The organism is Streptomyces sp. NPDC058373, assembly GCF_042723275.1.
GTDB lineage: Bacteria > Actinomycetota > Actinomycetes > Streptomycetales > Streptomycetaceae > Streptomyces.
This window is the reverse complement of the sequence record NZ_JBHXJE010000011.1, coordinates 84,092-110,103: the sequence shown is the minus strand read 5'-3', so window position 1 is coordinate 110,103 and position 26,012 is coordinate 84,092. Positions and strand designations below refer to the sequence as shown.

At 74.5% G+C, this 26,012-nt stretch carries 28 protein-coding genes; 13 read left to right on the top strand and 15 right to left on the bottom strand.

Translation table 11 applies throughout. From position 1 onward, the window contains the following. The first annotated feature begins 84 nt into the window (after positions 1-84). On the top strand, positions 85-903 hold the full coding sequence (locus ACFWMZ_RS10140) for a methyltransferase domain-containing protein (RefSeq protein ID WP_383200685.1): 819 nt from the start codon (positions 85-87) through the stop codon (positions 901-903). A gap of 53 nt (positions 904-956) precedes the next feature. Further along, a complete protein-coding gene (locus ACFWMZ_RS10135; RefSeq protein ID WP_383181557.1) occupies positions 957-1,484 on the top strand; it encodes a hypothetical protein in 528 nt (175 codons plus the stop codon). An 18-nt stretch (positions 1,485-1,502) separates the two neighbouring features. Here the strand turns inward: ACFWMZ_RS10135 and ACFWMZ_RS10130 are convergent, their stop codons facing one another. Then, complete coding sequence (locus ACFWMZ_RS10130; RefSeq protein WP_383181623.1) at positions 1,503-2,261, bottom strand: hypothetical protein; 759 nt, start codon at positions 2,259-2,261, stop codon at positions 1,503-1,505. Positions 2,262-2,713: 452 nt separating this feature from the next. Here ACFWMZ_RS10130 and ACFWMZ_RS10125 point away from each other — a divergent pair, with 452 nt between their 5' ends. The 3 genes from ACFWMZ_RS10125 (at position 2,714) to ACFWMZ_RS10115 (ending at position 5,932) form a co-directional block, all read left to right on the top strand. Then, entirely contained in the window at positions 2,714-3,985 is a 1,272-nt protein-coding gene (locus tag ACFWMZ_RS10125; protein WP_383181560.1) for a magnesium transporter MgtE N-terminal domain-containing protein, read from the top strand. Further along, positions 3,978-4,595 (top strand): DUF1003 domain-containing protein, encoded by a 618-nt coding sequence (locus ACFWMZ_RS10120; protein WP_383181563.1) that lies wholly within the window; start codon positions 3,978-3,980, stop codon positions 4,593-4,595. The genes ACFWMZ_RS10125 and ACFWMZ_RS10120 overlap by 8 nt, the downstream gene beginning before the upstream one ends. A gap of 203 nt (positions 4,596-4,798) precedes the next feature. After that, complete coding sequence (locus tag ACFWMZ_RS10115) at positions 4,799-5,932, top strand: Mrp/NBP35 family ATP-binding protein (protein WP_383181566.1); 1,134 nt, start codon at positions 4,799-4,801, stop codon at positions 5,930-5,932. Between the two features lie 90 nt (positions 5,933-6,022). Here ACFWMZ_RS10115 and ACFWMZ_RS10110 read toward each other — a convergent pair whose 3' ends face one another. The 5 genes from ACFWMZ_RS10110 to sigE all read right to left on the bottom strand — a co-directional run bounded on the left by ACFWMZ_RS10110 (position 6,023) and on the right by sigE (position 12,100). Then, positions 6,023-6,811 carry a hypothetical protein gene (locus tag ACFWMZ_RS10110; RefSeq protein WP_383200682.1) on the bottom strand — a complete coding sequence of 263 codons (789 nt, stop codon included), beginning with the start codon at positions 6,809-6,811 and terminating at the stop codon, positions 6,023-6,025. A gap of 157 nt (positions 6,812-6,968) precedes the next feature. After that, on the bottom strand, positions 6,969-7,412 hold the full coding sequence (locus ACFWMZ_RS10105) for a sec-independent translocase (RefSeq protein ID WP_383181570.1): 444 nt from the start codon (positions 7,410-7,412) through the stop codon (positions 6,969-6,971). A gap of 183 nt (positions 7,413-7,595) precedes the next feature. After that, the gene (locus ACFWMZ_RS10100) at positions 7,596-9,362 is read right to left on the bottom strand and encodes a S1C family serine protease (RefSeq protein WP_383200711.1); all 1,767 of its coding nucleotides are present in this window, start codon (positions 9,360-9,362) and stop codon (positions 7,596-7,598) included. A gap of 1,038 nt (positions 9,363-10,400) precedes the next feature. Further along, positions 10,401-11,297 carry a zf-HC2 domain-containing protein gene (locus tag ACFWMZ_RS10095; RefSeq protein WP_383200679.1) on the bottom strand — a complete coding sequence of 299 codons (897 nt, stop codon included), beginning with the start codon at positions 11,295-11,297 and terminating at the stop codon, positions 10,401-10,403. Next, positions 11,294-12,100 (bottom strand): RNA polymerase sigma factor SigE, encoded by an 807-nt coding sequence (sigE, locus tag ACFWMZ_RS10090; protein ID WP_383181576.1) that lies wholly within the window; start codon positions 12,098-12,100, stop codon positions 11,294-11,296. The genes ACFWMZ_RS10095 and sigE overlap by 4 nt, the downstream gene beginning before the upstream one ends. Before the next feature lie 202 nt (positions 12,101-12,302). Between sigE and ACFWMZ_RS10085 the strand changes: the two genes are divergently transcribed. Next, positions 12,303-13,076, top strand: coding sequence for an O-methyltransferase (locus ACFWMZ_RS10085; RefSeq protein WP_383181628.1), 774 nt, complete (start codon positions 12,303-12,305; stop codon positions 13,074-13,076). Positions 13,077-13,164: 88 nt separating this feature from the next. On the opposite strand, the gene ACFWMZ_RS10080 is transcribed toward ACFWMZ_RS10085, so the two are convergent. Beyond that, complete coding sequence (locus ACFWMZ_RS10080; protein ID WP_003966491.1) at positions 13,165-13,332, bottom strand: DUF3117 domain-containing protein; 168 nt, start codon at positions 13,330-13,332, stop codon at positions 13,165-13,167. A gap of 342 nt (positions 13,333-13,674) precedes the next feature. On the opposite strand from ACFWMZ_RS10080, the gene ACFWMZ_RS10075 reads away from it, so the two are divergent. Next, positions 13,675-14,475: an enoyl-CoA hydratase/isomerase family protein gene (locus tag ACFWMZ_RS10075; protein ID WP_383181581.1), complete on the top strand. Its 801-nt coding sequence runs from the start codon at positions 13,675-13,677 to the stop codon at positions 14,473-14,475. Between the two features lie 93 nt (positions 14,476-14,568). On the opposite strand, the gene ACFWMZ_RS10070 is transcribed toward ACFWMZ_RS10075, so the two are convergent. The 3 genes from ACFWMZ_RS10070 to ACFWMZ_RS10060 all read right to left on the bottom strand — a co-directional run bounded on the left by ACFWMZ_RS10070 (position 14,569) and on the right by ACFWMZ_RS10060 (position 16,472). Beyond that, complete coding sequence (locus tag ACFWMZ_RS10070) at positions 14,569-15,273, bottom strand: hypothetical protein (RefSeq protein WP_383200677.1); 705 nt, start codon at positions 15,271-15,273, stop codon at positions 14,569-14,571. A 177-nt stretch (positions 15,274-15,450) separates the two neighbouring features. Beyond that, positions 15,451-16,074: a DNA-3-methyladenine glycosylase I gene (locus tag ACFWMZ_RS10065; RefSeq protein ID WP_383181587.1), complete on the bottom strand. Its 624-nt coding sequence runs from the start codon at positions 16,072-16,074 to the stop codon at positions 15,451-15,453. Next, the gene (locus ACFWMZ_RS10060; protein WP_383181589.1) at positions 16,071-16,472 is read right to left on the bottom strand and encodes a DivIVA domain-containing protein; all 402 of its coding nucleotides are present in this window, start codon (positions 16,470-16,472) and stop codon (positions 16,071-16,073) included. The genes ACFWMZ_RS10065 and ACFWMZ_RS10060 overlap by 4 nt, the downstream gene beginning before the upstream one ends. Positions 16,473-16,609: 137 nt before the next feature. Here ACFWMZ_RS10060 and folP point away from each other — a divergent pair, with 137 nt between their 5' ends. Continuing rightward, entirely contained in the window at positions 16,610-17,470 is an 861-nt protein-coding gene (gene folP, locus ACFWMZ_RS10055; RefSeq protein WP_383181592.1) for a dihydropteroate synthase, read from the top strand. Between the two features lie 220 nt (positions 17,471-17,690). Beyond that, a complete protein-coding gene (locus ACFWMZ_RS10050) occupies positions 17,691-18,620 on the top strand; it encodes an arylamine N-acetyltransferase (protein WP_383200674.1) in 930 nt (309 codons plus the stop codon). A 15-nt stretch (positions 18,621-18,635) separates the two neighbouring features. Here the strand turns inward: ACFWMZ_RS10050 and ACFWMZ_RS10045 are convergent, their stop codons facing one another. Then, complete coding sequence (locus tag ACFWMZ_RS10045; protein ID WP_383200671.1) at positions 18,636-19,070, bottom strand: DUF2000 family protein; 435 nt, start codon at positions 19,068-19,070, stop codon at positions 18,636-18,638. A gap of 49 nt (positions 19,071-19,119) precedes the next feature. Here ACFWMZ_RS10045 and ACFWMZ_RS10040 point away from each other — a divergent pair, with 49 nt between their 5' ends. Then, complete coding sequence (locus tag ACFWMZ_RS10040; RefSeq protein WP_383181600.1) at positions 19,120-19,926, top strand: AraC family transcriptional regulator; 807 nt, start codon at positions 19,120-19,122, stop codon at positions 19,924-19,926. 61 nt (positions 19,927-19,987) lie between these two features. On the opposite strand, the gene ACFWMZ_RS10035 is transcribed toward ACFWMZ_RS10040, so the two are convergent. Continuing rightward, on the bottom strand, positions 19,988-20,779 hold the full coding sequence (locus ACFWMZ_RS10035; RefSeq protein WP_383181602.1) for a TIGR00730 family Rossman fold protein: 792 nt from the start codon (positions 20,777-20,779) through the stop codon (positions 19,988-19,990). A gap of 166 nt (positions 20,780-20,945) precedes the next feature. Next, positions 20,946-22,022: a succinyl-diaminopimelate desuccinylase gene (gene dapE, locus ACFWMZ_RS10030; RefSeq protein ID WP_383200669.1), complete on the bottom strand. Its 1,077-nt coding sequence runs from the start codon at positions 22,020-22,022 to the stop codon at positions 20,946-20,948. A 70-nt stretch (positions 22,023-22,092) separates the two neighbouring features. Between dapE and ACFWMZ_RS10025 the strand changes: the two genes are divergently transcribed. From ACFWMZ_RS10025 to ACFWMZ_RS10015, 3 genes are all read left to right on the top strand, one after another. After that, positions 22,093-23,016 carry a hypothetical protein gene (locus ACFWMZ_RS10025; protein WP_383181607.1) on the top strand — a complete coding sequence of 308 codons (924 nt, stop codon included), beginning with the start codon at positions 22,093-22,095 and terminating at the stop codon, positions 23,014-23,016. A gap of 81 nt (positions 23,017-23,097) precedes the next feature. Beyond that, positions 23,098-23,505 carry a pyridoxamine 5'-phosphate oxidase family protein gene (locus ACFWMZ_RS10020; protein WP_383181608.1) on the top strand — a complete coding sequence of 136 codons (408 nt, stop codon included), beginning with the start codon at positions 23,098-23,100 and terminating at the stop codon, positions 23,503-23,505. 362 nt (positions 23,506-23,867) lie between these two features. Continuing rightward, the gene (locus tag ACFWMZ_RS10015; RefSeq protein ID WP_383181610.1) at positions 23,868-24,281 is read left to right on the top strand and encodes an ATP-binding protein; all 414 of its coding nucleotides are present in this window, start codon (positions 23,868-23,870) and stop codon (positions 24,279-24,281) included. A 104-nt stretch (positions 24,282-24,385) separates the two neighbouring features. Here ACFWMZ_RS10015 and dapC read toward each other — a convergent pair whose 3' ends face one another. Both dapC and fdxA read right to left on the bottom strand, forming a co-directional pair. After that, positions 24,386-25,507, bottom strand: coding sequence for a succinyldiaminopimelate transaminase (gene dapC / locus ACFWMZ_RS10010; RefSeq protein ID WP_383200666.1), 1,122 nt, complete (start codon positions 25,505-25,507; stop codon positions 24,386-24,388). A gap of 145 nt (positions 25,508-25,652) precedes the next feature. Beyond that, positions 25,653-25,973 carry a ferredoxin gene (fdxA, locus tag ACFWMZ_RS10005; protein ID WP_003950669.1) on the bottom strand — a complete coding sequence of 107 codons (321 nt, stop codon included), beginning with the start codon at positions 25,971-25,973 and terminating at the stop codon, positions 25,653-25,655. Positions 25,974-26,012 lie beyond the last annotated feature (39 nt).

Below are 26,012 nucleotides of genomic sequence, written 5' to 3'. Positions count from 1 at the left end.
GGCGGGGGAAGCGGGCAGGAGGCGGAGGCCCCGGACCGCGGGAAAGCGGTGGTCCGGGGCCCGGGTCGCGGCCATGATGGCCTGATGTCCCACAGCTCTCCCGCAGCCCCCGGCCACGGCCCCGGCCCCCGGCCCCCTTCCCCCGACTTCGACGCGCTGGTCGCCGAGGGCGAGGCGGCGGAGGTCGACGGCTGGGACTTCTCCTGGTTCGAGGGCCGGGCCACAGAGGAGCGCCCCTCCTGGGGCTACCAGCGGCTGCTGGCCGCGCGGCTCTCCGACCCCGCCCACCGCGCCGCCCTCGACCTCCAGACCGGCGGCGGCGAAGTCCTCGCCGGCGCCGGGCCCTTCCCGCCCGCGATGGCGGCCACGGAGTCCTGGCCGCCGAACCTGGCCCGCGCCACCCGGCTGCTCCAGCCGCGCGGCGTGGTGGTCGTCGCCGGTCCCGAGGAGCCGCCGCTGCCCTTCGTCGACGGCGCCTTCGACCTCGTCACCAGCCGCCATCCGGCCACCGTGTGGTGGACGGAGATCGCCCGCGTCCTGGCGCCCGGCGGGACGTACTTCGCCCAGCACGTCGGCCCGGAGACCGTCTTCGAGCTGAGTGAGTTCTTCCTCGGCCCGCTCGGCGGCGAGGTCCGCAGGCTGCGCCACCCCGAGGTCGAGCAGGCCCAGGCCGAGCAGGCGGGGCTGGAAGTGGTGGAGCAGCGCACCGAGCGGCTGCGGATGGAGTTCCACGACATCGGCGCCGTCGTCCACTTCCTGCGCAAGGTGGTGTGGACGGTGCCGGGGTTCACCGTCGAGGCCCACCGCGACCGGCTGCGCGCCCTGCACGAGCGGATCACCGCCGAGGGGCCCTTCGTCGCCCACTCCACCCGCACCCTGGTCGAGGCCCGCCGCCCGGCGTGAGCGCCGCCGTACCGGCCCCGCCAGGGGTACGGCCAGGGCCTACGCTTACCGGTATGACGCAGACGCTGCTGGAGCGGGCCCTCATCGAGGAGGCCACCAAGAAGTCGGGGCTCATCTGGGTCCAGGGCGGGACGCGGGCCCCCCGGCCGGTGTGGCACGCGTGGCTGGACGGCGCCGCGGTGCTGGTCGGCGACGGGCCGGGCGAGCAGCCGCTGCCGGAGCTGGCGGACGGCGGCGAGGCGTCGGTGACGGTCCGCAGCAAGGACAAGGGCGGGCGCCTGCTGACCTGGCGGGCCGCGGTCGCCGAGGTGGCCCCTGGGACCGAGGCGTGGGAGGCGGCGGTCGCCGAGCTGAAGGGGAAGCGGCTCAACGCCCCCGACAGCGACCGCCTCACCGAGCGGTGGGCCGAGAGCTGCCGCGTGGTGCGGCTCACCCCGACCGGGGCGACCGAGCCGCTCCCCGACTCCAGCCTCGCCGTACCTCCCGCCGCCACCGCGGTGACCACGCGGCAGGCGGTCCCGGCGGCGCTGCCCCGGCTGCTGTTCGGGCTGGGGCGTCGCAAGGCCCGTAAGAAGGGCTGACGCCTCCGCGGGGCCAGGTCAGTCGCTGGGGAGTTCGCGGCCGTAGTCGACCATCTCGTCCTCGGCCGGCGCCTTGAGGCTGAAGGCCTGGTTCCAGTCGCTCATGCGCAGGGCCCCGGCGTCCCCGGCCCGGGTGAGGCGCAGCGGGTACGCGGTGCCCTCCAGGGAGACGTCGAGGGTGCCGCCCGCGCCGCTGTCGCCGGAGACGGCGATGGTGCGGACGCCGCCGACGCTGCCCCGGTCGCCGGTGGCGACCTTGCCGTGCAGGGTGAGCAGGCCGCCGAGGAGGACATCCTTGTCGGTGAAGGTGGTCAGCTGCTTGTAGGCGGGGTCGCCCTCGGGGACCTTGACGAACATGCCGTCCAGCTTGTCGGCGGCCTCGGAGTCGGCCTCCGTGGGCTTGTCCCCGCCCTTGTCGTGGGTCCAGAAGTCGGCGCGGGCCTTGAGGAAGAGCTGCTCGCCCACCCGCATGAGCTGGAACTCGCCGTTCTTCGAGGTGACCTTGCCGAGCCCGCCGTTCTTCTTCAGCCGCATGTCGAGCTTGAAGGTCTCGCCCTCGCTGATCAGGGAGCCGGTGAGGCGGACCGTCACCGAGGCCGCGGCGGCCTTCTTGGCCTTGGCGTGGATCTGGGCGGCGGAGAGCTTGCCGACGCCGTTGGTGCCCTCGTCGGGGTCGGGCGAGGAGCAGCCGGTGAGCGCGGTGATCCCGGCGAGCAGCCCCGCGCACAGGGCCGTCGTCCGCGGCGCGGCCTTGCGGGCACGGCCCAGGGAAGTCACAGTCACGTCGGTCGCTGCCTCTCGTCGGGGGGCGTCGGGGGAGTCCGGACGTCGGGGATGGGCCGAATGCCGTACGCGGCAGTACGGCAGCGTACCCGGGGTCACGGAGTCCGTCCGGAGCTCCCCCTTCCGCCGCTCGCCGGGCCGGCTCGCACCGCCCGCGTTCCGGGCCGTACGAGCTTGTGGGAGGGCGGCGGGGCCCCGGACGGGCTAGGGGATGTGCGCAAAGTGCCGCACGGCGTCCACGGCGTCCGGCACGCACTCTCGCCGCACCGGCCGAGAGCCCGAGTAGGTCCAGTACGAGGGCGTTCGGGCGGCACGCCGGGAGCACGCACCGGATGCCGCTCCTTCACGGACGAACATTGCCTGCCGAGGCACTAGCCTGATTCCGTTCCCGATCATGGGGAACGAGCTGTACGTATCGGTCCCCCGAGGAGGAGGTGGCGCGGTCCATGGCGGGAGGCACTCCGAGGATCTTCGTCTCGCACCTGTCCGGTGTCGCCGTCTTCGACCCCAACGGCGACCAGGTCGGCCGGGTGCGGGACCTGGTGGCGATGTTGCGGGTGGGGCGCAGGCCGCCGCGGCTGCTCGGTCTGGTGGTGGAGGTGGCGACGCGCCGCCGCATCTTCCTTCCCATCACCCGCGTCACCGGCATCGAGTCCGGCCAGGTCATCACCACCGGCGTGCTCAACGTCCGGCGGTTCGAGCAGCGCCCCACCGAGCGGCTCGTCATCGGCGAGCTGCTGGACCGGCGGGTGCGGCTGCTGGAGACCGACGAGGAGGCCACCGTCCTCGACGTGTCGGTCCGCCAGCTCCCGGCCCGCCGGGACTGGGAGATCGACCGGGTCTTCGTCCGCAAGGGGCGCGGCGGGGCACTGCGGCGGCGGGGGGAGACACTGACGGTCGAGTGGTCGGCGGTCACCGGCTTCTCGCTGGAGGAGGAGGGGCAGGGTGCGGAGAGCCTGCTGGCCTCCTTCGAGCAGTTGCGCCCGGCGGACCTCGCCAACGTCCTGCACCACCTGACGCCCAAGCGCCGGGCGGAGGTGGCGGCGGCGCTCCAGGACGACCGGCTCGCCGACGTGCTGGAGGAGCTGCCCGAGGACGACCAGATCGAGATCCTCGGCAAGCTCAAGGAGGAGCGGGCCGCCGACGTCCTGGAGGCGATGGACCCGGATGACGCGGCGGACCTGCTGGCGGAGCTCCCGGAGGAGGAGAAGGAGCGGCTGCTCACCCTGATGCAGCCGGGCGACGCGGCCGACGTGCGGCGGCTGATGGCGTACGAGGAGCGGACGGCGGGCGGTCTGATGACCACCGAGCCGGTCGTGGTGCGGCCGGACTCGACGGTCGCGGACGCGCTGGCCCGGGTGCGCAATCCGGACCTCTCCCCGGCGCTGGCCGCGCAGGTCTACGTCTGCCGCCCGCCGGACCAGACGCCGACCGGCAAGTACCTGGGCACGGTGCACTTCCAGCGGCTGCTGCGCGACCCGCCGTACACGCTGGTCAGCGCGATGCTCGACGACGATCTCCAGCCACTGTCGCCGGACACGCCGCTGCGCGCGGTGGCGGGGTTCTTCGCGACGTACGACATCGTGGCGGCGGCCGTGGTGGACGAGAGCGGGTCGCTGCTGGGCGCGGTGACGGTGGACGACGTCCTCGACCACCTGCTGCCGGAAGACTGGCGCGAGACGGAGTTCCTGCTGTCGGGGGAGGGCGACGATGAGTGAGCGGGGCAAGGAGACGCGCGAGGCCAGGGAGGCCCGGGAGAACCGGGAGCGGGAGCGCCGGGTGAACGAGTCGGCGCGGCCCCGGATCCGCCTGGACGTGCCGCGGGCGCCGCGGCGCCGGGTGCTGCCGGAGTACGACCCGGACGCGTTCGGGCGGCTCTCCGAGCGGATCGCGCGGTTCCTGGGGACGGGCCGGTTCATCGTCTGGATGACGGTCATCATCATCATGTGGGTGGTGTGGAACGTCTCCGCCCCGGACTCGGTGCGCTTCGACGAGTACCCGTTCATCTTCCTGACGCTGGCCCTCTCCCTCCAGGCGTCGTACGCCGCCCCGCTGATCCTGCTGGCGCAGAACCGGCAGGACGACCGGGACAAGGTCAACCTGGAGCAGGACCGCAAGCAGAACGAGCGGTCGATCGCGGACACCGAGTTCCTGAGCCGGGAGGTGGCGGCGCTGCGGCAGAACCTCGGCGAGGTGGCCACCCGCGACTGGATCCGCTCCGAGCTCCAGGACCTGCTGCGCGAGCTGGACGAGCGGGGCCGCCCGGCCGAGGAGCGCGTCGGCTCTGCGGAGAACCGTTCCGGCGAGGGCGGCACGCCCGGTTCCTGACCGGGCGTGAGCTGGTGGCCGCCCTGGCGTACGCCGCGCCGGAAGAGCGTGACGCATCAGACACCGCCCCGTCGACGACGGCGCCCTGCGGCCGTGACCGGGGCCCACAGCCCTACTGACCAGTAGCATCGCGCCCCCGTACTTGCTCGTGCCCCTCCCCCGCCCTTCCGGAAAGCCTGGACGACCCCCGTACTATCGGGGGTATGGCTACGGAAGACGCGGTGCGTGAAGCACTGGCGACAGTGGACGACCCCGAGATTCACCGGCCGATCACCGAACTCGGCATGGTCAAATCGGTGGACATCGGCGCGGACGGAACGGTCGCTGTCACGGTGTACCTCACCGTCTCCGGCTGTCCCATGCGCGAGACCATCACCCAGCGGGTCACCGACGCGGTCCAGGCCGTGGAGGGCGTCACCGCCGTCGAGGTGACCCTCGACGTGATGAGCGACGAGCAGCGCCGCGAGCTGGCGAGCGCCCTGCGCGGCGGCACCGCCGAGCGCGAGGTGCCCTTCGCCAAGCCCGGCTCGCTCACCCGGGTCTACGCGGTGGCCTCCGGCAAGGGCGGTGTCGGCAAGTCCTCGGTGACGGTCAACCTCGCCGCCGCGATGGCCGCCGACGGCCTCAAGGTCGGCGTGGTCGACGCGGACATCTACGGCCACAGCGTGCCCCGGATGCTCGGTGTGGACGGCCGCCCGACCCAGGTCGAGGACATGATCATGCCGCCGTCGGCCAACGGCGTGAAGGTCATCTCGATCGGCATGTTCACCCCGGGCAACGCACCCGTGGTGTGGCGCGGTCCGATGCTGCACAGGGCGCTCCAGCAGTTCCTGGCCGACGTCTTCTGGGGCGACCTGGACGTCCTCCTGCTCGACCTGCCGCCGGGCACCGGTGACATCGCCATCTCCGTGGCCCAGCTGGTGCCGAACGCCGAGATCCTGGTGGTGACCACGCCGCAGCAGGCCGCCGCCGAGGTCGCCGAGCGGGCCGGTTCGATCGCCGTGCAGACCCATCAGAAGATCGTCGGCGTGGTCGAGAACATGTCGGGGCTGCCCTGCCCGCACTGCGACGAGATGGTGGACGTCTTCGGCACCGGCGGCGGCCAGGTCGTCGCCGACGGCCTGACCCGGACCACCGGCGCCACCGTGCCGGTCCTAGGCTCCATCCCGATCGACGTGCGGCTGCGCGAGGGCGGCGACGACGGGCGTCCCGTGGTGCTCACCGACCCCGAGTCCCCCGCGGGCAGCGCGCTGCGCTCCATCGCCGGGAAGCTGGGCGGCCGTCAGCGCGGCCTGTCGGGCCTCTCGCTGGGAATCACCCCGCGCAACAAGTTCTGACCGCGGCCGTCACCGCGGCCGCGGACTACCGGGGCGCCTTCCCACCGGGGAGGCGCCCCGTCCCGCGCTCCGGGGAGCGCGGGCACGGCGTCACTCCGTGTCGGCGTAGGCCGCCACGTCCTTGACGGCCGCGAACCCGAGGCCGTACGCGCTGAGCCCGCGCCCGTACGCGCCGAGGTGGACGCCGCCCGGGGTGGAGCCGGCCAGCACCCAGCCGAACTCCGACTCGCGGTAGCGGAAGGGCGTGGGCACGCCGTCGACCGGGAGCATCAGCGTCGACCAGGCCGGGCCTTCCAGGTCGTCGGCGAGCGCCCACGCCGTCTCGGTCTGCTGCTCCAGCCAGTCGTCGCGCAGGGTGTGGTCCATCTGCGCGGGCCAGGTCACGGCGAGTAGGCCCTGCCCTGCCAGCCAGGCCGCCGACGCCTCGGAGGTGGCCTCCAGGACGCCGGTGCCGTCGGCGCTGCGGCGTACGGGGCTGTCGCCGACCGTCACCACCACGGCGAACCGCTCGCGGGGGCTGTCGGCGTCGCCGAGGTCGGCCCGGACCACGGGCTCGTCGCCGTGGCCGAGCGAGCCGTGCTCGACGGTGCCGTCGGCGCCCTGCCCGATGTGGTGCAGCCGGCGCGGCCCGGTGTACGCCTCGTCCAGTGCGTACCAGGGGAACGGCGCGGTCAGGAAGCCGTCGACCGGGACCCGGCGCCGGGGGCGCGCCGGGGCGGGCCGTTCCTTCTCCGGTGCCGGTCCGCCGCCGGTGTCGTCGGGGGCGGCCCCGTCGCCGCCGGGCGCTCGGGTCTCGGGGGCCTCGTCGCTCGCGCCGTCGGCACCAGCACCGTCCAGGGCCGTCGCCGCCTCGCTCTCGGCCTGTCTCGTGGTCTCCATCTGCGGACCGCCTTCCTCGCTCTCGTCCGTCCGGAGCGGCCCGCCCCCCTCGGGCGTCCTCGGTCCGGACAACAACAAGCGAGAATAGCCACCCCGCTACGGGGACACGGGATTGAACGGCCCGGGCGGGCGCCGGGTTGGCCCGGACGCCAGGCGATCAGGTGGCGTCGATGTCGAACGGCGGACGCTCGCCCGCCGCCACGGGGGTGCCCTTCTCCGGGCGCTTGGTGAGGTCCACGGCGCCGCCGGAGGCGGGCCCTGCGACGGACTCGGCCTCCTCGCGGCCGTTGACCGCGTCGGCGACGTCGCCCATCTCCTTGCGGAGGTCGAAGCTGTCGCGGATGTCCTTCAGCCCCAGGTCGTCGCTCTCCAGCTGCTTGCGGATGAAGGTCTTCGGGTTCAGGTCCTCGAACTCGAAGTCCTTGAACTCGGGGCCGAGCTCCTCACGGATGTCGCGCTTGGCGTTGTCGGAGAAGTCCCGGATCTTGCGGACGAAGCCCGCGACGTCCTGGATGACCTTGGGCAGCTTGTCGGGGCCGAAGATGAGCACGGCGAGCACGACGATCGTCAGGACTTCGAGTAGACCAATGTCGTTGAACACCTAGCAGCTCCTTGCGGCGGTCCGCGGCCCCACGGCGGGACGTCACTCGACCGGGGCCCGGTCCACGTTACCCGGCCCTCCCCGGCGGGCGGTACCGTGCCGCCCCACCCGCCTCACCGTCCACCCGGCGTTCGCCGCCCCGCCGCGTCCCGTACGCCCCGGGGGCGCGGGGCACCAGGCGGCTCAGGAGGCGTCCGAGGAGCCCAGTTCGAGAGTGACCTGGCGGGCGTCGCCGTCGCGCTCCACGGTGAGGTCGAGGCGGTCGCCGGGCCGGTGGGAGCGGATCTTGATGATCAGTTCCTCGGCGGAGGCGACCGGGACGCCGTCGACCTCGGTGATCACGTCGCCCGAGGCGATGTCCGCCTGGTCGGCGGGCCCGCCGGGGGTGACGGCGGCGCCGCCGCCCGCGCCCTCGCCGCCGACCCGCGCGCCCTCACCGTCGTGCCCCATGTCGAGGGTGACGCCGATCACGGGGTGGGTGGCCCGGCCGTGGTTGATCAGTTCCTCGGCGACCCGCTTGGCCTGGTTGACGGGGATGGCGAAGCCGAGGCCGACGCTGCCGGCGGAGTCGTCCTGGCGGGCGGGGCCGCCGGGGGCGTGGATGGCGCTGTTGATGCCGATGACGCGGGCCCGGCCGTCGACGAGGGGGCCGCCGGAGTTGCCCGGGTTGATCGGGGCGTCGGTCTGGAGGGCGTCGACGTAGCTGATGTCGCTGCCGTCGCCCTTCTCGCCGCCCGCGGTGATGGGCCGCTCCTTGGCGCTGATGATGCCGGAGGTGACGGTGTTGGCCAGGTCGAAGGGGGCGCCGACGGCTACCACCGGGTCGCCGACGCGGACGTCGTCGGAGTCGCCGAGCGGCAGCGGGGAGAGGCCGGAGACGCCGGAGACCTTCACCACGGCGAGGTCGTAGCCGGGGTCGCCGCCGACGAGGCGGGCGCGGGCGGTCTCCCCGCCGTTGAAGGTGACCCTTATCGTGCCGCCCTCCTCGGCGGACTCCACCACGTGGTGGTTGGTGAGGATGTGGCCGCGCGCGTCCAGCACGAACCCGGTGCCGAGCGCTCCCCCGTCACCGCCGCTGACGTGCAGGGTGACGACGCCGGGCAGGGTCCGCGCGGCGATCCCCGCGACGCTCTCCGGGGACCGCTCCCCGGCCTCCCCGGCCGCCTGTTCCAGCTCGACCGTCCCGAGCCCGCCGTGCCGCTCCAGGCGCATCCCGACGTACCCGCCGACGGTCCCCGCGACCAGCGCGAGCACCAGCGCCGCCCCCGCCAACCGCCCCCGCCCCGCCCGCCGCTCCCGCAGCCGCCGACCGGGCCCGTCCACGGAGTCCGCCACCAGCGCACCGGGGGCGGCCGGGGCCGACCAGGGGTCGTAACGGGCCCAGTGGGGGCCGGGGGTGGCAGGGGCGGGGGGCGCCGGGGGTACGAGGCCCGGGGCCGGGGTGCCGTGGGGCGGGGTGCCGGGCTGAGCCGGGGCGTGGGTGCCGTGGGCCGGGGTGCCCAGAGGCGGGCCCGGTGGCAGGTAGGTGCCGTGGGCCGGGGTCGGCACCGGGCGCTGGACCGGCGGGGCGGGGGCCCAGGGGCCGGGTTCGCCGTAGGGCGGAGTGCTGTACGGATCCGGAGCGTGCAGGGGGCGGGGGCGGTCGGTGGGGACCGGGGCGGCGGCTTCCGGCGATGCTTCGGCGCGGGGGGCGGGGACGGCGGCGGGGGCCGCGGCGCCGCGGGGGGCGGAGGGGGCCGCCGGCTCGGACGCCGTTCCTACGGGTTCCCCCGTGCCGGGCAGGGGCGCCTCGGCGGCTGCCTCGGCCCGCTCGGGGGCCGGAGTTCCGGGAGCCGAGCGGGCCGAGGCCGGGGCTTCCACGGAACTCCCCGTACGCGAACCGGGGATGGCCGGGACCGCCTCGCCCCGCTCCGGAGCCTGAGCCGCCTTCGCGGAGGCGTCGGCAGCCATCGCGGTGCCGCCCGGGGTGTTCACGGACGCGCCCGTGGCCGGGGCATTCGCGGACCCGCCCGGGGCCGTCTGGAAAGCGTTGGAGGCCGTCGCCGTGGTGGTCGACGGCGCAGGAGTGGCGCCGGACTTGGCGGGGGCGGCACCGGAGTTCCTGGAGAGGCGCACCGCCGGGTCGTCCTCGGAGGGGTCGGCACCGTCGGTGGCCGGGTCGTGCCCGGACACGCTCTCGGCAGGAGCCGGAGCCTCACTGGGGGCCGGACCGCCGGCCGGCGCCGTGCTCCCGCCTGTCGGACGAGAAAGAGGGTGGTCGACCCGGGGCACGGGCACGGCGGCGGGCGACTCGCCACCATCGGGCTCGCTGGGCGCGTCCACGCCGGGCCCCTCGGCGGCCGGTCCGGCGTCGGTCCCGGCCGTCCCGCCCGCCGGATGCGGCAGGCCCTGCCCGCTCAGCTCCGGGGACGAGGCCCCGTCCGGCACAGCCACGTCAGGCGCGCCCCCGTCCCGCGCGACCTCGTCACGCTCGGCCGTATCCGATGCGGCCTCATGACGCGCAGCCACGTCCGAGGCGGATCCGCCCGGCGAAGCCCCCGCACGCGCGGTCTCGACAGACCCAGCCCCGCCCGGCGCAGCCTGGTCGTGCACAGCCGTGTCACGCACCACCTCGTCCGGCACCGCCGCGTCCCGCGCGCCCCCGGCATGCGCGACCGCGTCACCCCCGGCCCCGCCCGAAGCCGCCGCATCGGCCACACCGGTGCGAGGCGCGGCCCCGCCGGGCGTGCCCTCCTTCGACGCGGTCCCGCCATGAGCGGCCACGTCGGGCACGGCCTCGTCGGGCGTTCCGGTGGGCTTCGCCTGGTCCATGGTCTCCCCGCAGCCTGATGACGGGCGGGGCCTGCGGCGGACGCGCGGCGGCCTGCTCCGTCGGATCGAGTGCCGGGCCCGCACCGGCCGTCGGCGGCCGGGCGCGGCCCTCGGAGAATTCAACCAGGTTCTCCGAGGGGGCGTACCGGGCTCCGCCCGGGCGGGGCTGAGTGCCTGTCAGGGCGCGGCGGAGAGCCCGGTGACGCCGGGGACACCGGCCGGCGGCGCGGCAGCGATCCCGGGGCGGGCGGAGTCCTGCGGCGCGGCGAGGGGCAGCGGCACGGAGCGGGGTATCAACGGCGCGGGCCTGCCGGGCGCCTTGAGCAGGGCCGCGGAGTACGGGTACGGCTCCAGGTCCTCCAGGGAGGGCGGGGCGCCCGGGTGGCGCGGGGCGGCGTCACCGACCCGGTCCTGCGGGCCGGATCGGGTCTCACCCTGCGCGGAGAAGGCCAGCGGCGGGGCGCCGCGGCGGCCTCGGGAGTCGGGGGCGGCCTGGCCGGTGCCGGCCTGGGTGCGCAGCGGTGTGACGTTGCTCTTGCCGCCGCCCGAGCGTTCCGCGGTGTCGACCGGGGTGCCCGCGGCGACCCCGCCGAGTGCCAGCGCGGCCAGCGAGACGGCTCCGGCGGCGGCGAAGGCGAACCGGCGGCCCCGCGAGGCGGAGCGCTCGGCCTCAGTGCGGCCGATGTCGTGGATGCGGAAGCCGGTCCGCGGCTCGTCGGGCAGCACCGGCGCCACCGGTGCGTACCGGAAGGCGCCCGGGGCCGCGCCGAAGTCGGAGGCTCCGAACGGCTGTCCGGAGCCGAAACCTGAGCCGGCGTCGGTCGGCCCCTCGGGGCCGGCGGCCGGAAGGCCTTGGAGGCGGGCGAGGAAGCTTTCGGAGGGGGGCGGCGGCGCTGCCGTGGCGAAGACCGACTTGAGGCGTCGCTGGGCGTCGGCCTCGGCCTTGCACTTGCAGCAGGTCGCCAGGTGGGCGAGGACCCGCTCGCGGGCCTCGTGGCCGAGCTCGCCGTCGACGAGCGCGGCGAGGCGGTCCCCCAGGTGCTGCTCGACAGGTGTCGGACGTGAACCGCTCACGTGGACGCGCCTCCTCCTCCCAGCATCGGAGCCACCGCCCCCGTCAGGGAACGGCGCTCGGCACGGGCCTCGGGCGAACGGTGCTTGAGCGCCTTGCGCAGCTGGGAGCGGCCCCGGTGGATGCGGCTGCGGACGGTGCCGAGCTTCACCCCGAGGGTCGCGGCGATCTCCTCGTACGACAGGCCCTCGATGTCGCAGAGGACGACGGCGGCCCGGAACTCGGGGGCGAGGGTGTCCAGCGCCTGCTGCACGTCGGCGTCGAAGTGGGTGTCCTGGAAGACCTGCTGCGGCGACGGCTCGCGGCTGGGCAGCCGCTCGGCGGCGTCCTCGGCGAGGGCGTCGAAGCGGATGCGCTGCTTGCGGCGCACCATGTCCAGGAAGAGGTTGGTGGTGATGCGGTGCAGCCAGCCCTCGAAGGTGCCGGGCGTGTACGTCGACAGCGAGCGGAAGACGCGGACGAAGACCTCCTGGGTGAGGTCCTCGGCGTCGTGCTGGTTGCCCGTGAGGCGGTAGGCGAGGCGGTAGACGCGACCGCTGTGGGTGCTGACGATCTCCTCCCAGCTGGGAGGTGTCCACGTCGGCGAGTCCGCGTCGGCGGCGAAGGTCGCGGTCTGCACGGATTCGGCGGCGGGCGCACCCCCCTGGGCCGTACTACGGCGCGGAAGGCTTCGGTCAGCGGTGTCGGTCACGGATCTCGGCTCGCCGGCCGACCTGAGAAGACGTCTGATCACACCTCCCCGGTCACCGGCCGCAGCCGCACCTCCCCTGTCGGCTCTGGTGGTGTCCAGTGGAGCCCCTACCATAGCCACCCCCGCCGTTAGCTCGGGATAAGAGTTTTTACCAGGAATTGGTGCGGACCACGGGAGAGCGGACCGGCCGGACCCGGCGGTGCCGCCGCCGACCACCTCGGGCCCGCAGGGGAGCGCGAACGCGCTGGTCACAGCCGCCCGGGGCGCTCCGGGCGCCGTGCGACCGGCCGTCGTCACCGCCTCCGCCACCGCCGTCATGGGCCACTCCTCGCGTCCGCCCGCCGGAACGCCTCAGGCGTTCCGCTCTCTCCCCTCCCCAACGCCCGGTCCCATCTGCGGGTTCCCGACGCCAACGGATACAGTCACCGCCAGGCAACTTTGGGGACAGGAGAGGGCCATTACCGGCAACCGGCAGACGAGCTGGACGTTCGCCGACGCCTTCGTAGCCGAGGACGAGGCGCTCCTGTGGGCCCGGGACCAGGCACACGCGGCGGGCCTGCGTCCGGTCTCCCCTGGTACGGGCGCCGTGCTGCGGATGCTCTCCGCGACCGTCGACGCCAAAGCGGTGGCGGAGATCGGCACGGGCACCGGCGTCTCCGGCATCCACCTGCTGAGCGGAATGCGCCCCGACGGGGTCCTCACCACCGTCGACACCGAGCCGGACTGCCAGCAGTTCGCCCGGGAGGCCTTCCGCGCCGCCGGTTTCGCCGCCAACCGCGCCCGCTTCATCCCCGGCCGCGCCCTGGACGTGCTGCCCCGCCTCGCCGACGGCGGGTACGACCTGGTCTTCTGCGACGGGGACCGGATGGAGGGGCTGGAGTACCTCGCTGAATCGTTGCGCCTGCTGCGCCCGGGCGGCCTCGTCTGCTTCGAGGGCGTCCTCGCGGACGGCCGGACCGTGGAGTCCGGGCCGCAGCCGGTGGAGGTGGTGCGGCTGCGCGAGCTGGTGCGCGCGGTGCGGGAGAGCCCGGAGCTGATCCCCTCCCTGGTGCCGGTCGGCGACGGCCTGCTCTGCGGCGTCAAGCGCTGACGCCCCCCGGCCGCACCCCGGACACGACACCGCCCCCGGTACCGCGTACGGTGCCGGGGGCGGCGTCACAGGCCCATCGCTATGTGTGTCAGCCGACGACCTTCTTGAGGGCATCGCCCAATGCGTCCGCCTCGTCCGGGGTCAGCTCGACCACGAGTCGCCCGCCACCTTCGAGCGGAACCCGCATGACGATGCCCCGCCCCTCCTTGGTCACCTCGAGCGGGCCGTCACCCGTCCGCGGCTTCATGGCCGCCATGCTCGTTCCCCTTCCTGAAACCAGCTCGTCGCAGCCGGCGGCCCCATGACAGGCGCTGTGTCACCGGCATCGAACACATTGCTTCTCCGCCATTATCCCGCATCCCCGGACCCGATGACCAACATCGGTCGGCATCGCTTGCGCAACGCCCTTGAGCAAAACCACCCAATTCGGCGATGCGGCTGCGATACTGCGCCGCCGCATACACCCTGGCGCCGCGATTTTCTTTGACGCAGGTCACACACCCCCGCGCCGTACGAGCCCGCGCGCCCTGGGAGATGCTTGCCCGGGAACCCGGTGCCGGGCCGGGACGCAACCGCACAACTGGTGAGGAGCAGGCTCATGGCCGACGCCGTGCTGTACGAGGTCAGCGACGGACTCGCGATGATCACGCTGAACCGACCCGAGGCCATGAACGCCCTCAACACCGAGGCGAAGGTCGCCCTCCGCGAGGCCCTGCTGGCCGCCGAGGCCGACGAGGCGGTGCGCGCGGTGCTGCTGACCGCCAACGGGCGGGCGTTCTGCGTGGGCCAGGACCTCAAGGAGCACGTCGGCAACCTCATGTCCGACAAGGAGTCCGGCTCCGAGCTGACCATGACCACGGTCCGGGAGCACTACAACCCGATCACGCTGGCGATCACGCGGATGCGCAAGCCGGTCGTCGCGGCCGTCAACGGCGCCGCCGCCGGGGCCGGTTTCGGCTTCGCCCTCGCCGCCGACTACCGGATCGCCGCGGACACCGCCAAGTTCAACACCTCGTTCGCGGGGGTGGCGCTCTCCTCCGACTCGGGCCTGTCCTGGACGCTGCCCCGTGTGATCGGCACCACCCGCGCCACGGAGCTGCTGTTCTTCCCGCAGAACATCACCGCCGAACGCGCCCTGGAGCTGGGCATCCTGCACCGCGTGGTGCCCGCCGACGAACTGGCCCAGGCCGCGCTGGAGCTGGCCCGGCGGCTGGCGGCCGGACCGACGGTGGCGCTGGCCGCGATCAAGGAGGCGGTGGCCTTCGGCGCCGGGCGCACCCTGGAGGAGTCCCTGGAGAAGGAGGACGAGCTCCAGACCCGCGCCGGGACCTCCGAGGACCACGTCATCGCCGTCCGCGCCTTCCTCGCCAAGGAGGAGCCCCAGTACCTCGGCCGCTGAACCGGCCGTCCCGTCCGCACGCCTGGCCGCCTTCCCCGGCTCTCCGCGGAGGCGGCCACGCGTGCGTTCCGGCGTGGTCCCCCAGCTTGATCTTTAACGTCGGACGTCGAGGGCGTCGGTGAGGACCTGGGTGACGGCGCCGCCCTGGTCGTCGCGGACCGAGGCCCGCAGCGAGACGGAGTCGGCGGAGCGGGGCACCGACAGGGCGCCGGTCCAGGAGGCGCCCTTGTTCCGCAGGGCGACCTGGGTCCAGCTCCTGCCCCGGTCGTAGGAGACGGCGAGGGCGCCGGCGGTGACCGTCCCGGTGCCGGAGGCGCCGACGACGTACTCCGCGTCGATGCCGACCGGCAGCCGCCTGCCCGCCTTGACGGTGCCGTCGAGGGCGGTGTCCACGGAGAAGCCGAGGTTGGTCATCGGCAGGTGGGTGCGGCGGTCGCCGGGGGTCTCGGCGGAGCGGACCTGCCAGGCGGCGTGGCCCTTGGTGCCCAGGCCCCAGACCTCGCGGTCGAGCGCGGTGTCGGTGACGATCTTGTAGGTGCGTTCGGCGGGGTCCATGACCCACAGGTTGATCCCGGAGCTCTTCTGCGCGGCGGCGCTGAGGCCGTCCACGAACACCTCGGTGGTCTGGGTCATCGCGTCGCTGTTCCAGACGTCGCCGAAGCCGGTGTGGTCGGGCCCGGAGTCGCCGAGGTCGGCGCTGCCGGTGGCGGTGATCTCCGCGCCGGTCGCCCCGGCCGCGGAGAGCCGTCCCGCGCCGAGGGTGTACGCGGAGGCGTCCAGCTCCTCGGCCGAGGACATCAGGGCGTCCTTCAGCTCCCGCCAGCCCCAGTCGGGGTGCCGCTCATCCGGAGGTAGTCGCCCTCGCCCGCGGCCAGGCGCGAGCGGGCGGCGAGGATCTCCACGCCGGGGGCGGAGAGGTCGGGCTTGAGAGCGTGGTCGCCGGCCGGGCGGGCCGGCCCGTGCGTGTACGCGGTCCTACGCCGTTCCGGCCGCCCCTCGTGCCACGCAGTGGGCGAGGTGGTCGTCGACCAGGCCGCAGGCCTGCATGAGGGCGTAGGCGGTGGTCGGGCCGACGAAGCGGATGCCGCGCTTCTTCAGGGCCTTGGCCAGGCCGGTCGAGGCATCGGTGACGGCGGGCACGTCGGCGAGGGTGCGCGGCACCGGGCGGCCCGCGCGCTCGGGGGCGTACGACCAGATCAGCGCGTCGAGTTCGCCCTCGGACCAACCGGCGAGGACCCGGGCGTTGGCGAGGGTGGCGTCGACCTTGGCGCGGTTGCGGATGATGCCCGGGTCGGCCAGCAGCCGGCTGCGGTCGGCCTCGGTGAACTCGGCGACGGCGGCGATCTCGAACCCGGCGAAGGCGGTCCGGAAGGTCTCCCGGCGGCGCAGGATGGTGATCCAGGAGAGCCCCGACTGGAACGCCTCCAGGCTGAGCCTCTCGAAGAGGGCGTCGTCGCCGTGGACGGGGCGGCCCCACTCGGTGTCGTGGTAGACGAGGTAGTCGTCGGTGGACAGGCCCCAGGGGCAGCGGAGCGCCCCGTCGGGTCCGGGGAGGGCCCCCTCGGCCGGGGCGGCGGGCGTGGTCGTCGCGTCGGTCATCGCCGGTCCCCCTCGTCCCGCGGGTCGGCGGGGCCTGCCTCGGTGGCGCCCGGCTCAGGGGGCGGCTCCAGGAGTCCGGCGCCGCCGACGGCGTGCGCCTGGTCCCCGGCGCGGGCGCTCTCCAGTTCGGCGATGCGGGCGTCCCGCTCGGCGAGTTCGGCGCCGAGCCGGCTCAGCGCGTCGTCCACCTCGGTCATCCGGTAACCCCGCAGCGCCACGGGGAAGCGCAGCGCGTCGACATCGGCGCGGGCCAGCGGCCGGTCCTCGGGGAACGCGTCGGCGACGGTCTCCGGCCCCGCCTCGGGCAGCACGGCGCGCGAGCCGCCGCCCACCACGACGAGCGTCACCGCCGCCACCACCACGACCAGCGCGATGACCAGGAACACGAACATGACCATCTCGGGGACTCCACCGCTCGTACGTTGTGAGGATCACGCGCGCGGCCCGGGGCCCGCCACGCGTCGGACCCCGATCGTGCCATGCGCGGGCGGCGGTTAAGGTCGCAGGCGACCACCAGCGAGAGGGAGTACGACGGATGCTGCGTCTGGGACGGCGTGAGTTCGGGCCGCACGAGCCGGTGATCATGGCGATCGTCAACCGGACCCCCGACTCCTTCTACGACCAGGGGGCGACCTTCGACGATCTGCCCGCGCTGGAACGGGTGGACCGGGCAGTCGCCGAGGGTGCCGCCATCGTGGACATCGGCGGGGTGAAGGCCGGTCCCGGCGACGAGGTGGACGCCGAGGAGGAGGCGCGCCGCACGGTGGGCTTCGTCGCCCGGGTCCGCGAGCGCCATCCCGACGTGGTGATCAGCGTCGACACCTGGCGCCACGAGGTCGGCGAGGCGGTCTGCGAGGCCGGGGCCGACGTGCTGAACGACGCCTGGGGCGGGGTCGACCCGAAGCTGGCGGAGGTGGCCGCCCGCCACGATGTGGGGCTGGTCTGCACCCACGCGGGCGGGGCGCGCCCGCGGACGCGGCCGCACCGGGTGGCGTACGAGGACGTGGTCGCCGACATCCTCGACGTCACGGTGGGGCTGGCGGAGCGGGCGGTGGCCCTCGGGGTGCGGCGCGACAGGATCATGATCGATCCCGGGCACGACTTCGGGAAGAACACCCGCCACAGCCTGGAGGCGACCCGGCGGCTGGGCGAGCTGGCCGCGACCGGCTGGCCGGTCCTGGTCTCGCTCTCCAACAAGGACTTCGTCGGCGAGACCCTGGACCGCCCGGTCAAGGAGCGGCTGCTCGGCACCCTGGCGACGACGGCCGTCTCGGCGTGGCTCGGTGCCCAGGTCTACCGGGTGCACGAGGTGGCCGAGACCCGGCAGGTGCTGGACATGGTGGCGTCGATCGCCGGGCACCGGGAGCCGGCGGTGGCGCGGCGGGGGCTGGCATAGGGCCTGTCGGAGGAGCCCCGGGTCAGGACATGTCCGCGACGGCCTGCCTGGTGCCGGGCCGACACCGCGCCGTTGCCGCGTCTGGCCGCACCTGGAGGTGGTGCTCATGCCGCGGCGAGGAGGTGCGGCTGCCCGGGGCGACGCCACCCGGGTGGACGCCGTCGCGTCCCCGCCCCCTATCGCTTGACCTCAAGGCGAGTTGAGGAAGGAGGCTAGGGCCATGAGCATTCCGCCGACCGACACGCAGGGCGCCCCGGCCGCCGCCCCCAGCCCGACCGACCACCGGCCCGACCGGTGGTCCGGTGGGCTGCTCGACCTCGACGCCTATCTGGCGCGGATCGGGTACGAGGGCCCCCGCGAGCCCACCCTCGCCGTGCTGCGCGACCTCCAGCGCGCCCACACCACCGGCATCCCCTTCGAGAACGTGCACGCCGTCCTCGGCCGGGAGCTGCCGCTCGACCTGCCCTCCGTGGAGGCCCGGCTCGTCCACGGCCGGCGCGGCGGCTACTGCTTCGAGCACGTGGGCCTCTTCGCGGCCGCCGTCGAACGTCTCGGGTTCCACGTCACCGGCATGACGGGGCGGATCAGCCTCGGCGCGCCCAAGGTGCTGCCCGCCACCCACGGCCTGCTCGCCGTGACCGCCCGCGACGACGAGCGCGTGTGGCTGTGCGACGTCGGCTTCGGCGCCGGTCCGCTCGGGCCGGTCGAACTCGCCGACGGGGCCGGTGCGACGTACGACGGCTGGCGGTACCGGCTGGAGCGGCGGCCCGGCACCCACGGGATCGACCAGTGGTGGCTGTACCAGACCGCTCCCGGCACCGAGGGGCCCCCGGGCTCGTGGATCGACCGGCACACCTTCACGCTCACCGCCCAGTACCCGGTCGACTACGTCGTCGCCAGCCACTTCGTGGGCACCAACGCGCACTCCCCCTTCGTCCGGCGGCTCTTCGCACAGCGCATGACCCCGGACGCCCACCACAGCCTGGACGGCCTGACGCACGTCACCACCCGCGTCGACGGGACCAGCACCACCGAGGAGATCGCCCCGGGCGCGCTGGACGGGACCCTGCGCGAGGTGTTCGGGATCGCCCTCACCGAGGAGGAACTCCGCGGGCTGGCCGCCCGGCGAGCGGCGGCGTCGGGGGCCTGACCGGACAGCCGGGTGTCAGGGGTGCATACGCGCACCCTTGAGCACCTTGTCCACCGCGTTGCGCGGGCCGTGGACGGCGAGGCCCACCAGGTCCAGCTGGTCCGTCCGCACGGCCCGCACGGCGGCGCGGTTGTCGCGGTCGTTGCCGGTGCTGAAGAGGTCGGAGGTGAAGACCGCCCGGGGCAGCGCGCGGGTGAGCGCCTTGCCGCGGGCGGCGGTCAGCGTCTCCTTGGTCCCCTCGAAGACCAGCACGGGCTGGCGGAACATCGGCAGGTACCGGGTGCCGTCGGCGTCCTGGTAGGGCTCGCCGACCACCTCGGGGTGGTCGGCTCCCAGCCCGCTGACCAGGAAGGCGGTCACGTTGAGCCGCTGCCAGACCGCCAGGTCCTCGCGGAGCAGCACGGCGATCCTGGTGTCGAAGCGGACGGGTGCGGTGTCGTTCGTCGTCATGCCCCGAGCCTGCCGAGGGGCCCCGCGCCCGGTCTTGTACGTTTCTTGCATGGCGGCCCGGCAGCAGGTTTACGCGTGGCGCCCCCGGGTCCCCGGGGTGGCGGAGGTCTTCCACGCGCGCTTCACCGAGCACGCCTACCCGATGCACGTCCACGACGTGTGGACCCTGCTCATCGTGGACGACGGCGCGGTCCGCTACGACCTGGACCGGCACCCGCACGGCACTCCCGCCGACACGGTCTCCCTGCTGCCGCCGCAGGTCCCGCACAACGGCTCGCCCGCCACCGCGCACGGCTTCCGCAAGCGCGTGATCTACCTGGACGAGAGCCAGCTCGGCGGCGAGCTGATCGGCGCGGCCGTGGACCGGCCCGACCTGGTCGACGCCCGGCTGCGCCGACGCGTCGGCCGGCTCCACACCGCGCTGGCCGCCCCGGGCGACGAGCTGGAGGCGGAGAGCCGCCTCGCCCTGATCCGCGAACGGCTCCACACCCACCTGCGGCCCCGGCTCACCGACCGCGCCCCCGCGCCGGACCACGGCGTCGCCCGCCGCCTGCGGGAACTCCTCGACGCCCGGCTGCTCCAGGGGCTCCCACTCGGCGAGGCGGCCGCGCTGCTGCACGCCCACCCCGCCCACCTGGTGCGCGCCTTCAGCGGTGCTTTCGGCATCGCCCCGCACCAGTACCTGACGACGCTCCGCGTCGACCGGGCGCGGCGGCTGCTGCTCGACGGGGTGCCGCCGGGCGAGGTGGCGGCTTCCGCTGGGTTCTACGACCAGTCGCACCTGAACCGGCACTTCAAACGGCTGGTGGGCACCACCCCGGGCCATTTCGCCCGCACCGGCGTCCCCGGCGGGTGACGCCGGCGCGCCCCGCCCCCGCCGGCCCCGGCCGGTGCCGGGGCGGCGGGCCGGGGCGCGGTCAGGAGCCGATGGCGACGGCCGGGCCCGAGCCGGGGTGGCGGCGCGGCTCGGTCTCCTTGGTGACCAGGGCGACGGCCTCCTCGACGTCGTCGGTGACGTGGAAGAGGAGCAGGTCCTTGGCGGCGCACTTGCCCTGCGCCACCACGGTGTCCCGCAGCCAGTCGACCAGCCCGCCCCAGTACTCCCGGCCGAACAGCACGATCGGGAACCGGGTCACCTTGCGGGTCTGCACCAGCGTCAGCGCCTCGAAGAGCTCGTCCAGCGTGCCGAGGCCGCCGGGGAGGACCACGAACCCCTGCGCGTACTTCACGAACATCGTCTTGCGGACGAAGAAGTAGCGGAAGTTCACGCCGATGTCGACGTGCCGGTTGAGGCCCTGCTCGAACGGCAGCTCGATGCCGAGGCCGACGGAGACGCCGCCCGCCTCCCGGGCGCCCTTGTTGGCGGCCTCCATGGCGCCGGGCCCGCCGCCGGTGATGACCGCGAACCCGGCCTCCACGAGGGCTTTGCCCAGCTCCACGCCGGTCTGGTACTCGAAGGACTCCGGGCCGGTCCGCGCCGAGCCGAAGACGCTGATGGCGCTGGGAAGTTCGGCCAGCGCGCCGAACCCCTCCACGAACTCCGACTGGATGCGCATGACCCGCCAGGGGTCGGTGTGCACCCAGCTGGAGTCGCTCTTGGTGTCCAGCAGCCGCTGGTCTGTGGTGCCGGGCTGGATCTGCTCGCGCCGCCGCACGACGGGGCCGAGCCGCTGCTCCTCCGGCACATCCGCTGCTTGTGGAGTGGCCATGTACTCCCCTTCCCTTCCGGTACTTCGGCGCCGTCCGCCGGGGGTCCCGGCGGACGTCTGGCCATGTCAGCCTAGGCGGAGCGCTGTTACGGCGGGCGGAAGCGGACGTGGCCGCCCGGAAGCGGTGAACGGGCGGAGAGGGGCGGCGGGGGCCCGGCGCGGCGCCTCAGGCGGTGAGCCAGCTCTGCAGGCGCTTCTCGGCGTCCAGGATCTTGGCGGTGTCGACCCGCTCGTCGCGCCGGTGGGCGAGGTGCGGGTTGCCCGGCCCGTAGTTGACGGCGGGCACGCCGAGGGAGCTGAAGCGGGCCACGTCGGTCCAGCCGTACTTGGGCATCGGGGTGCCGCCGACCGCCTCGGCGAAGGCGGCGGCCGCCGGGTGGGAGAGGCCGGGCAGGGCGCCGCCGCTGTGGTCGTCCACCACGAACTCGGCCACGCCGCAGTCGGCGAAGACCTCCTTGACGTGGGCGAGGGCCTCCTCCTCGGTGCGGTCGGGGGCGTAGCGGAAGTTGACGGTGACGGTGCAGGCGTCGGGGATGACGTTGCCCGCGACGCCGCCCTCGACGCCGACCGCGTTGAGGCCCTCGCGGTACTCCAGGCCGTCGATGAGCGGGTAGCGCGGCTGGTAGGCGGCGAGCCGGTCCAGGATGGGCGCGGCGGCGTGGATGGCGTTCGACCCCATCCAGGAGCGGGCCGAGTGGGCGCGCTCGCCGGTGGTGCGCAGCAGCACCCGCAGGGTGCCCTGGCAGCCGCCCTCGACCTGGCCGTCGGAGGGCTCCAGGAGGACCGCGAAGTCGCCTTCGAGCCAGTCGGGGCGGGCGTCCGCGACGTGGCCGAGGCCGTTGAGGTCGGCGGCGACCTCCTCGTTGTCGTAGAAGACGAAGGTGAGGTCGCGGTTGGGCTCGGGGACGGTGGCGGCGATGCGCAGCTGGACGGCGACCCCGGACTTCATGTCGCAGGTGCCGCAGCCCCACAGGACGCCGTCCTCGTCCAGCCGGGAGGGGACGTTCTCGGCGATCGGCACCGTGTCGATGTGCCCGGCGAGGATGACCCGCTCGGCGCGGCCGAGGCGGGTGCGGGCGACGACGTTGTTGCCGTACCGCTCGACGGCCAGGTGCGGCAGCGGGCGCAGCGCCGCCTCGATCGCGTCGGCGAGGGCGCGCTCGTCGCCGCTCTCGGAGGGCAGGTCGACGAGGGCGGCGGTGAGGGCGGCGGCGTCGAGCGTGAGGTCAAGAGTCTGAGCCATGGCTGCGACCCTAAAGGGTCACAGCGGGCGCCCCGGCACTCCCCCGCACCGCTCCAGTACCTTGGGCAGCGTGTCTGAGCCCTCCTTCTTCCGGCGTGGCCGTGTGCTGCGCGTCGCCGCGGCCCTGGTCGTGCTGCTGGCGCTCGCCGGGTACCTGGCGGTGCAGCAGCGCGGTGGTGCCCCGGCCAACGCCCGGTGCGTGGTCCGCTCCGCCGACGACCCCGCCGAGACGTACGAGCTGAGTGCGGTGATGGCGGTCAACGCCGCGACCATCTCGGCGGTCGGCACCGGCAAGGGCATGCCCGAGCGGGCGGTGACGATCGCGCTGGCCACCGCCATCCAGGAGTCCTCGCTGCGCAACATCGACTACGGCGACCGCGACTCGCTCGGCCTCTTCCAGCAGCGGCCCTCGCAGGGCTGGGGCACCCCCGAGCAGATCATGGACCCGGTCTACTCCTCGGAGAAGTTCTACGAGGACCTGGCGGAGGTCCCGGGCTACTCCCGGCTGCCGCTGACCGTCGCGGCCCAGCGGGTCCAGAAGAGCGGCTTCCCGCAGGCGTACGCCAAGCACGAGCGGGACGCCTCGCTGCTGGCGGCGGCCCTCACCGGCCGCGCCGCCGAGACCCTGACCTGCGGCGGCGCCACCGAGGAGCCCGGCGACGAGAAGGCGGTGCGCGCCGCGCTGACCCGGGACTTCGGCAAGGACGTGCTGCCCGCGTCGGGCGCGGCCGGGTCCGGGGCCGGCGCGGCCGAGGGCGCCGACGGCCGCCGGGTGGTCCAGGTCCCCGTCTCCTCGGCGGACGGCAAGCGCCGCGGCTGGGAGCTGGCCCACTGGGCGGTGGCCAACGCCACCCGGCTCGGCGTCTCGGAGGTCGCCCACGCGGGCCGCACCTGGCGCACCGGCGGCGGCTGGGAGACCACGGAGGACGGCGCGAAGGCCCGCGAGGGCGCCCAGGAGGTACGGATCGTGGTGACCGGGGGCTCCGGGAGCTGACCCCGGCCCGTCTTCGAGGCGGAGTCGGTGAGGAACTCCTGCGGGCTGCCCCCGGTCGCCGGCCGCCGTTACCGTCCCCGCATGACCGGTCTCGACGTGCACGCCTTCCTCGCCCGGCCGTTGGTGGCCCGGGTCGCCACCGCCGGGCCGACGGTGCGGCCGGTGTGGTTCCTCTGGGAGGACGGGGCGTTCTGGTGGCTGACCGGCGCGTACGCCGGGCTGGGGCGGCGGCTTGTCGCGGACCCGTCCGTGGCCCTGGTGGTGGACACCTGCGACCTCGCCACCGGGCGGGTGCTCTCGGTGACCTGCCGGGGCACCGCCGAGGTGGTCCCGCTGGACCGGGGCCGGGCGGTGCGCAAGCTGACCCGCTACCTGGGGCCCGAGAAGGGCTGGCCTGAGCGGTTCTCGGCGCCCCTGGACGACCCGGCGACGCGGCTGGTGCGGTGCGTCCCCGCCCGCCCGCCGGTGCTGCGCGACCTGTCGTGGTGACGGCTCGCGGTGGGCGGCACCCGCGCGTTGACGAGGGGCGGTGCACGCCCGTGCGAGCGGGTCACCCGGACGGTGGGGTGTGCGGGGGCCGGCAGCGGGGCGCGCGGGAGGGCTCCGCGGACGTCGGCGGGGGAGCGAACGCCTAGTTCAGAGGCTGCGGAAAGCATTCACCTGATGAGCCGCCGGGCCGCTTGTCGGGGAGGACGACAATGTGACGCGTTATCGATTCGTGATCCGCCCGTGCCGCAACCTTCGCCGGTCTGGCGCGGTAGTCACGGCGTCGCAGGGCCGGGCGGACCGGCCCGGACGGCGTCGGCCGACACCTCAGGCCCGCGCCCCCACGTCCCGCTAGAAGGAGCAACATGTCCCTCCCCCTGAGCCGTCGGATCGCCCGTGCCGCCCTGCTCGTCGCCGCCACAGCAGCGCCCGTGGTCGGCGCGGCCGGTGCCGCCAACGCCGTGGAGCTGCCCACCACGTCGAACCTGGGCGGGCTGACCGCCCTGGACGGCGAGGGCCTCGGCAACACCGTCGACGGCGCCGCGCAGGGTGTCACCGGCGCCGCCGGGAAGACCGGCAGCGAGGCCGTCGGCACCGCGGTGCCCGCCGCGGGCAAGACGGTCGGCCAGACCGGCAAGACCGTCGCCCCGGCCGCCCAGGACGCCGCCGGGACCCTCGCGGGCTCCGCGGGCAAGGCGGTCGGCGACACGGCCGGCTCCGCCGCCCAGAGCGGCCTGACCGGCAAGGGCCTGCCCACCGGCGGCCTGCCGATCGGCTGACCCTCCCGCCGCGTCGGCGGCCGAGCACGCAGGGCCCGGGGAGCGCGGACTCCCCGGGCCCTGCGGCGTGTCCGGCCGCCGGCGGACGGCGGGACGCGGCGCGGTCAGCCGGCCGCGGTGAGCCGGGCGACGGCCGCCGCGACGCGCTCGTCGGTCGCGGTGAAGGCGATCCGGACGAAGCGGTCCCCGGCCGCGCCGTAGAAGTCGCCCGGGGCGGCGAGGATGCCGAGGGAGGCCAGGTGGGCGACGGTGTCCCAGCAGGGCTCGTCGCGGGTGGCCCACAGGTAGAGGCTGGCCTCGCTGTGCTCCACGCGGAAGCCGTGGGCGAACAGCGCCTCGCGCAGGGCGGTGCGGCGGGCCGCGTACCGCTCACGCTGCTCGGCCACGTGCGCGTCGTCGCCGAGGGCGGCGACGGTGGCGGCCTGCACCGGAGCGGGCGTCATCATGCCGCCGTGCTTGCGGATCTGCAGCAGCTCGCCGAGGACGGCCTGGTCGCCGAGGATGAACGCGGCCCGGTAACCGGCCAGGTTGGAGCGCTTGGAGAGCGAGTGGACGGCGACCAGCCCCTCGTGGCTCCCGCCGCAGACCTCCGGGTGCAGGACCGAGACCGGGTCGGCCTCCCAGCCCAGCTCCAGGTAGCACTCGTCGCTGACGACCAGGACGTCGTGCTCGCGCGCCCACGCCACGACGCGGGTCAGCTCGTCCTTGCCGAGGACGCGGCCGGTCGGGTTGGACGGCGAGTTGAGCCAGAGCAGCTTGAGCGGGCCGGGGTCGAGATCGGTGACCGGGTCGTCGTAGACCACCGGTTCGGCGCGGGCCAGCCGGGCGCCGACCTCGTACGTCGGGTAGGCCAGCCGCGGGAAGGCGACCGTGTCGCCGCGGCCCAGGCCCAGTTGGGCGGGGAGCCAGGCGACGAGCTCCTTGGAGCCGACCACCGGCAGGACGTTGTGCTCGGTCAGCCCTTCCGCGCCGAGGCGGCGGCCGGCCCAGCCGAGGATGGCGGCGCGCAGCTCAGGGGTGCCCCAGACCGTCGGGTAGCCGGGCGAGTCGGCGGCGGCCGTCAGCGCGTCGCGCACGAGCTGCGGGACCGGGTCGACCGGGGTGCCGACGGAGAGGTCGACGAGGCCGTCCGGGTGGGCGGCGGCGGTCGCCTTGTACGGCTGGAGCCTGTCCCACGGGAACGCGGGGAGAAGCGCGGAGACGGGGGAGGACGCGGCTGCGGACACGGCTGCTCTTTTCGGGTCCTGGTGCGGTGGGATGGGTCGCGGGGCACGTCCGCCCAGGGGCGGCGCACCGGAAACGACGAGGTCCCGCCGGTGCGGAACCGGCGGGACCTCGTACGGACTGCGTGGGCGGAACCGGACCGGAGTCCTACTGGTTCTGCGGCGGCAGTTCGGCGATGAAGGGGTGGTCGCGCTCGATGAGACCGAGCTTGCTGGCCCCGCCGGGCGAACCCAGCTCGTCGAAGAACTCGACGTTCGCCTTGTAGTAGTCCTTCCACTCCTCGGGAGTGTCGTCCTCGTAGAAGATCGCCTCGACCGGGCAGACCGGCTCACAGGCTCCACAGTCGACGCACTCGTCCGGGTGGATGTACAAGGACCGCTGGCCCTCGTAGATGCAGTCGACCGGGCACTCCTCGATGCACGCCTTGTCCTTCACGTCGACACAAGGCTGCGCGATGACGTAGGTCACGCTGTCGTTCCTCCTCGATAGGGCGCTGGCGGGCCGTCT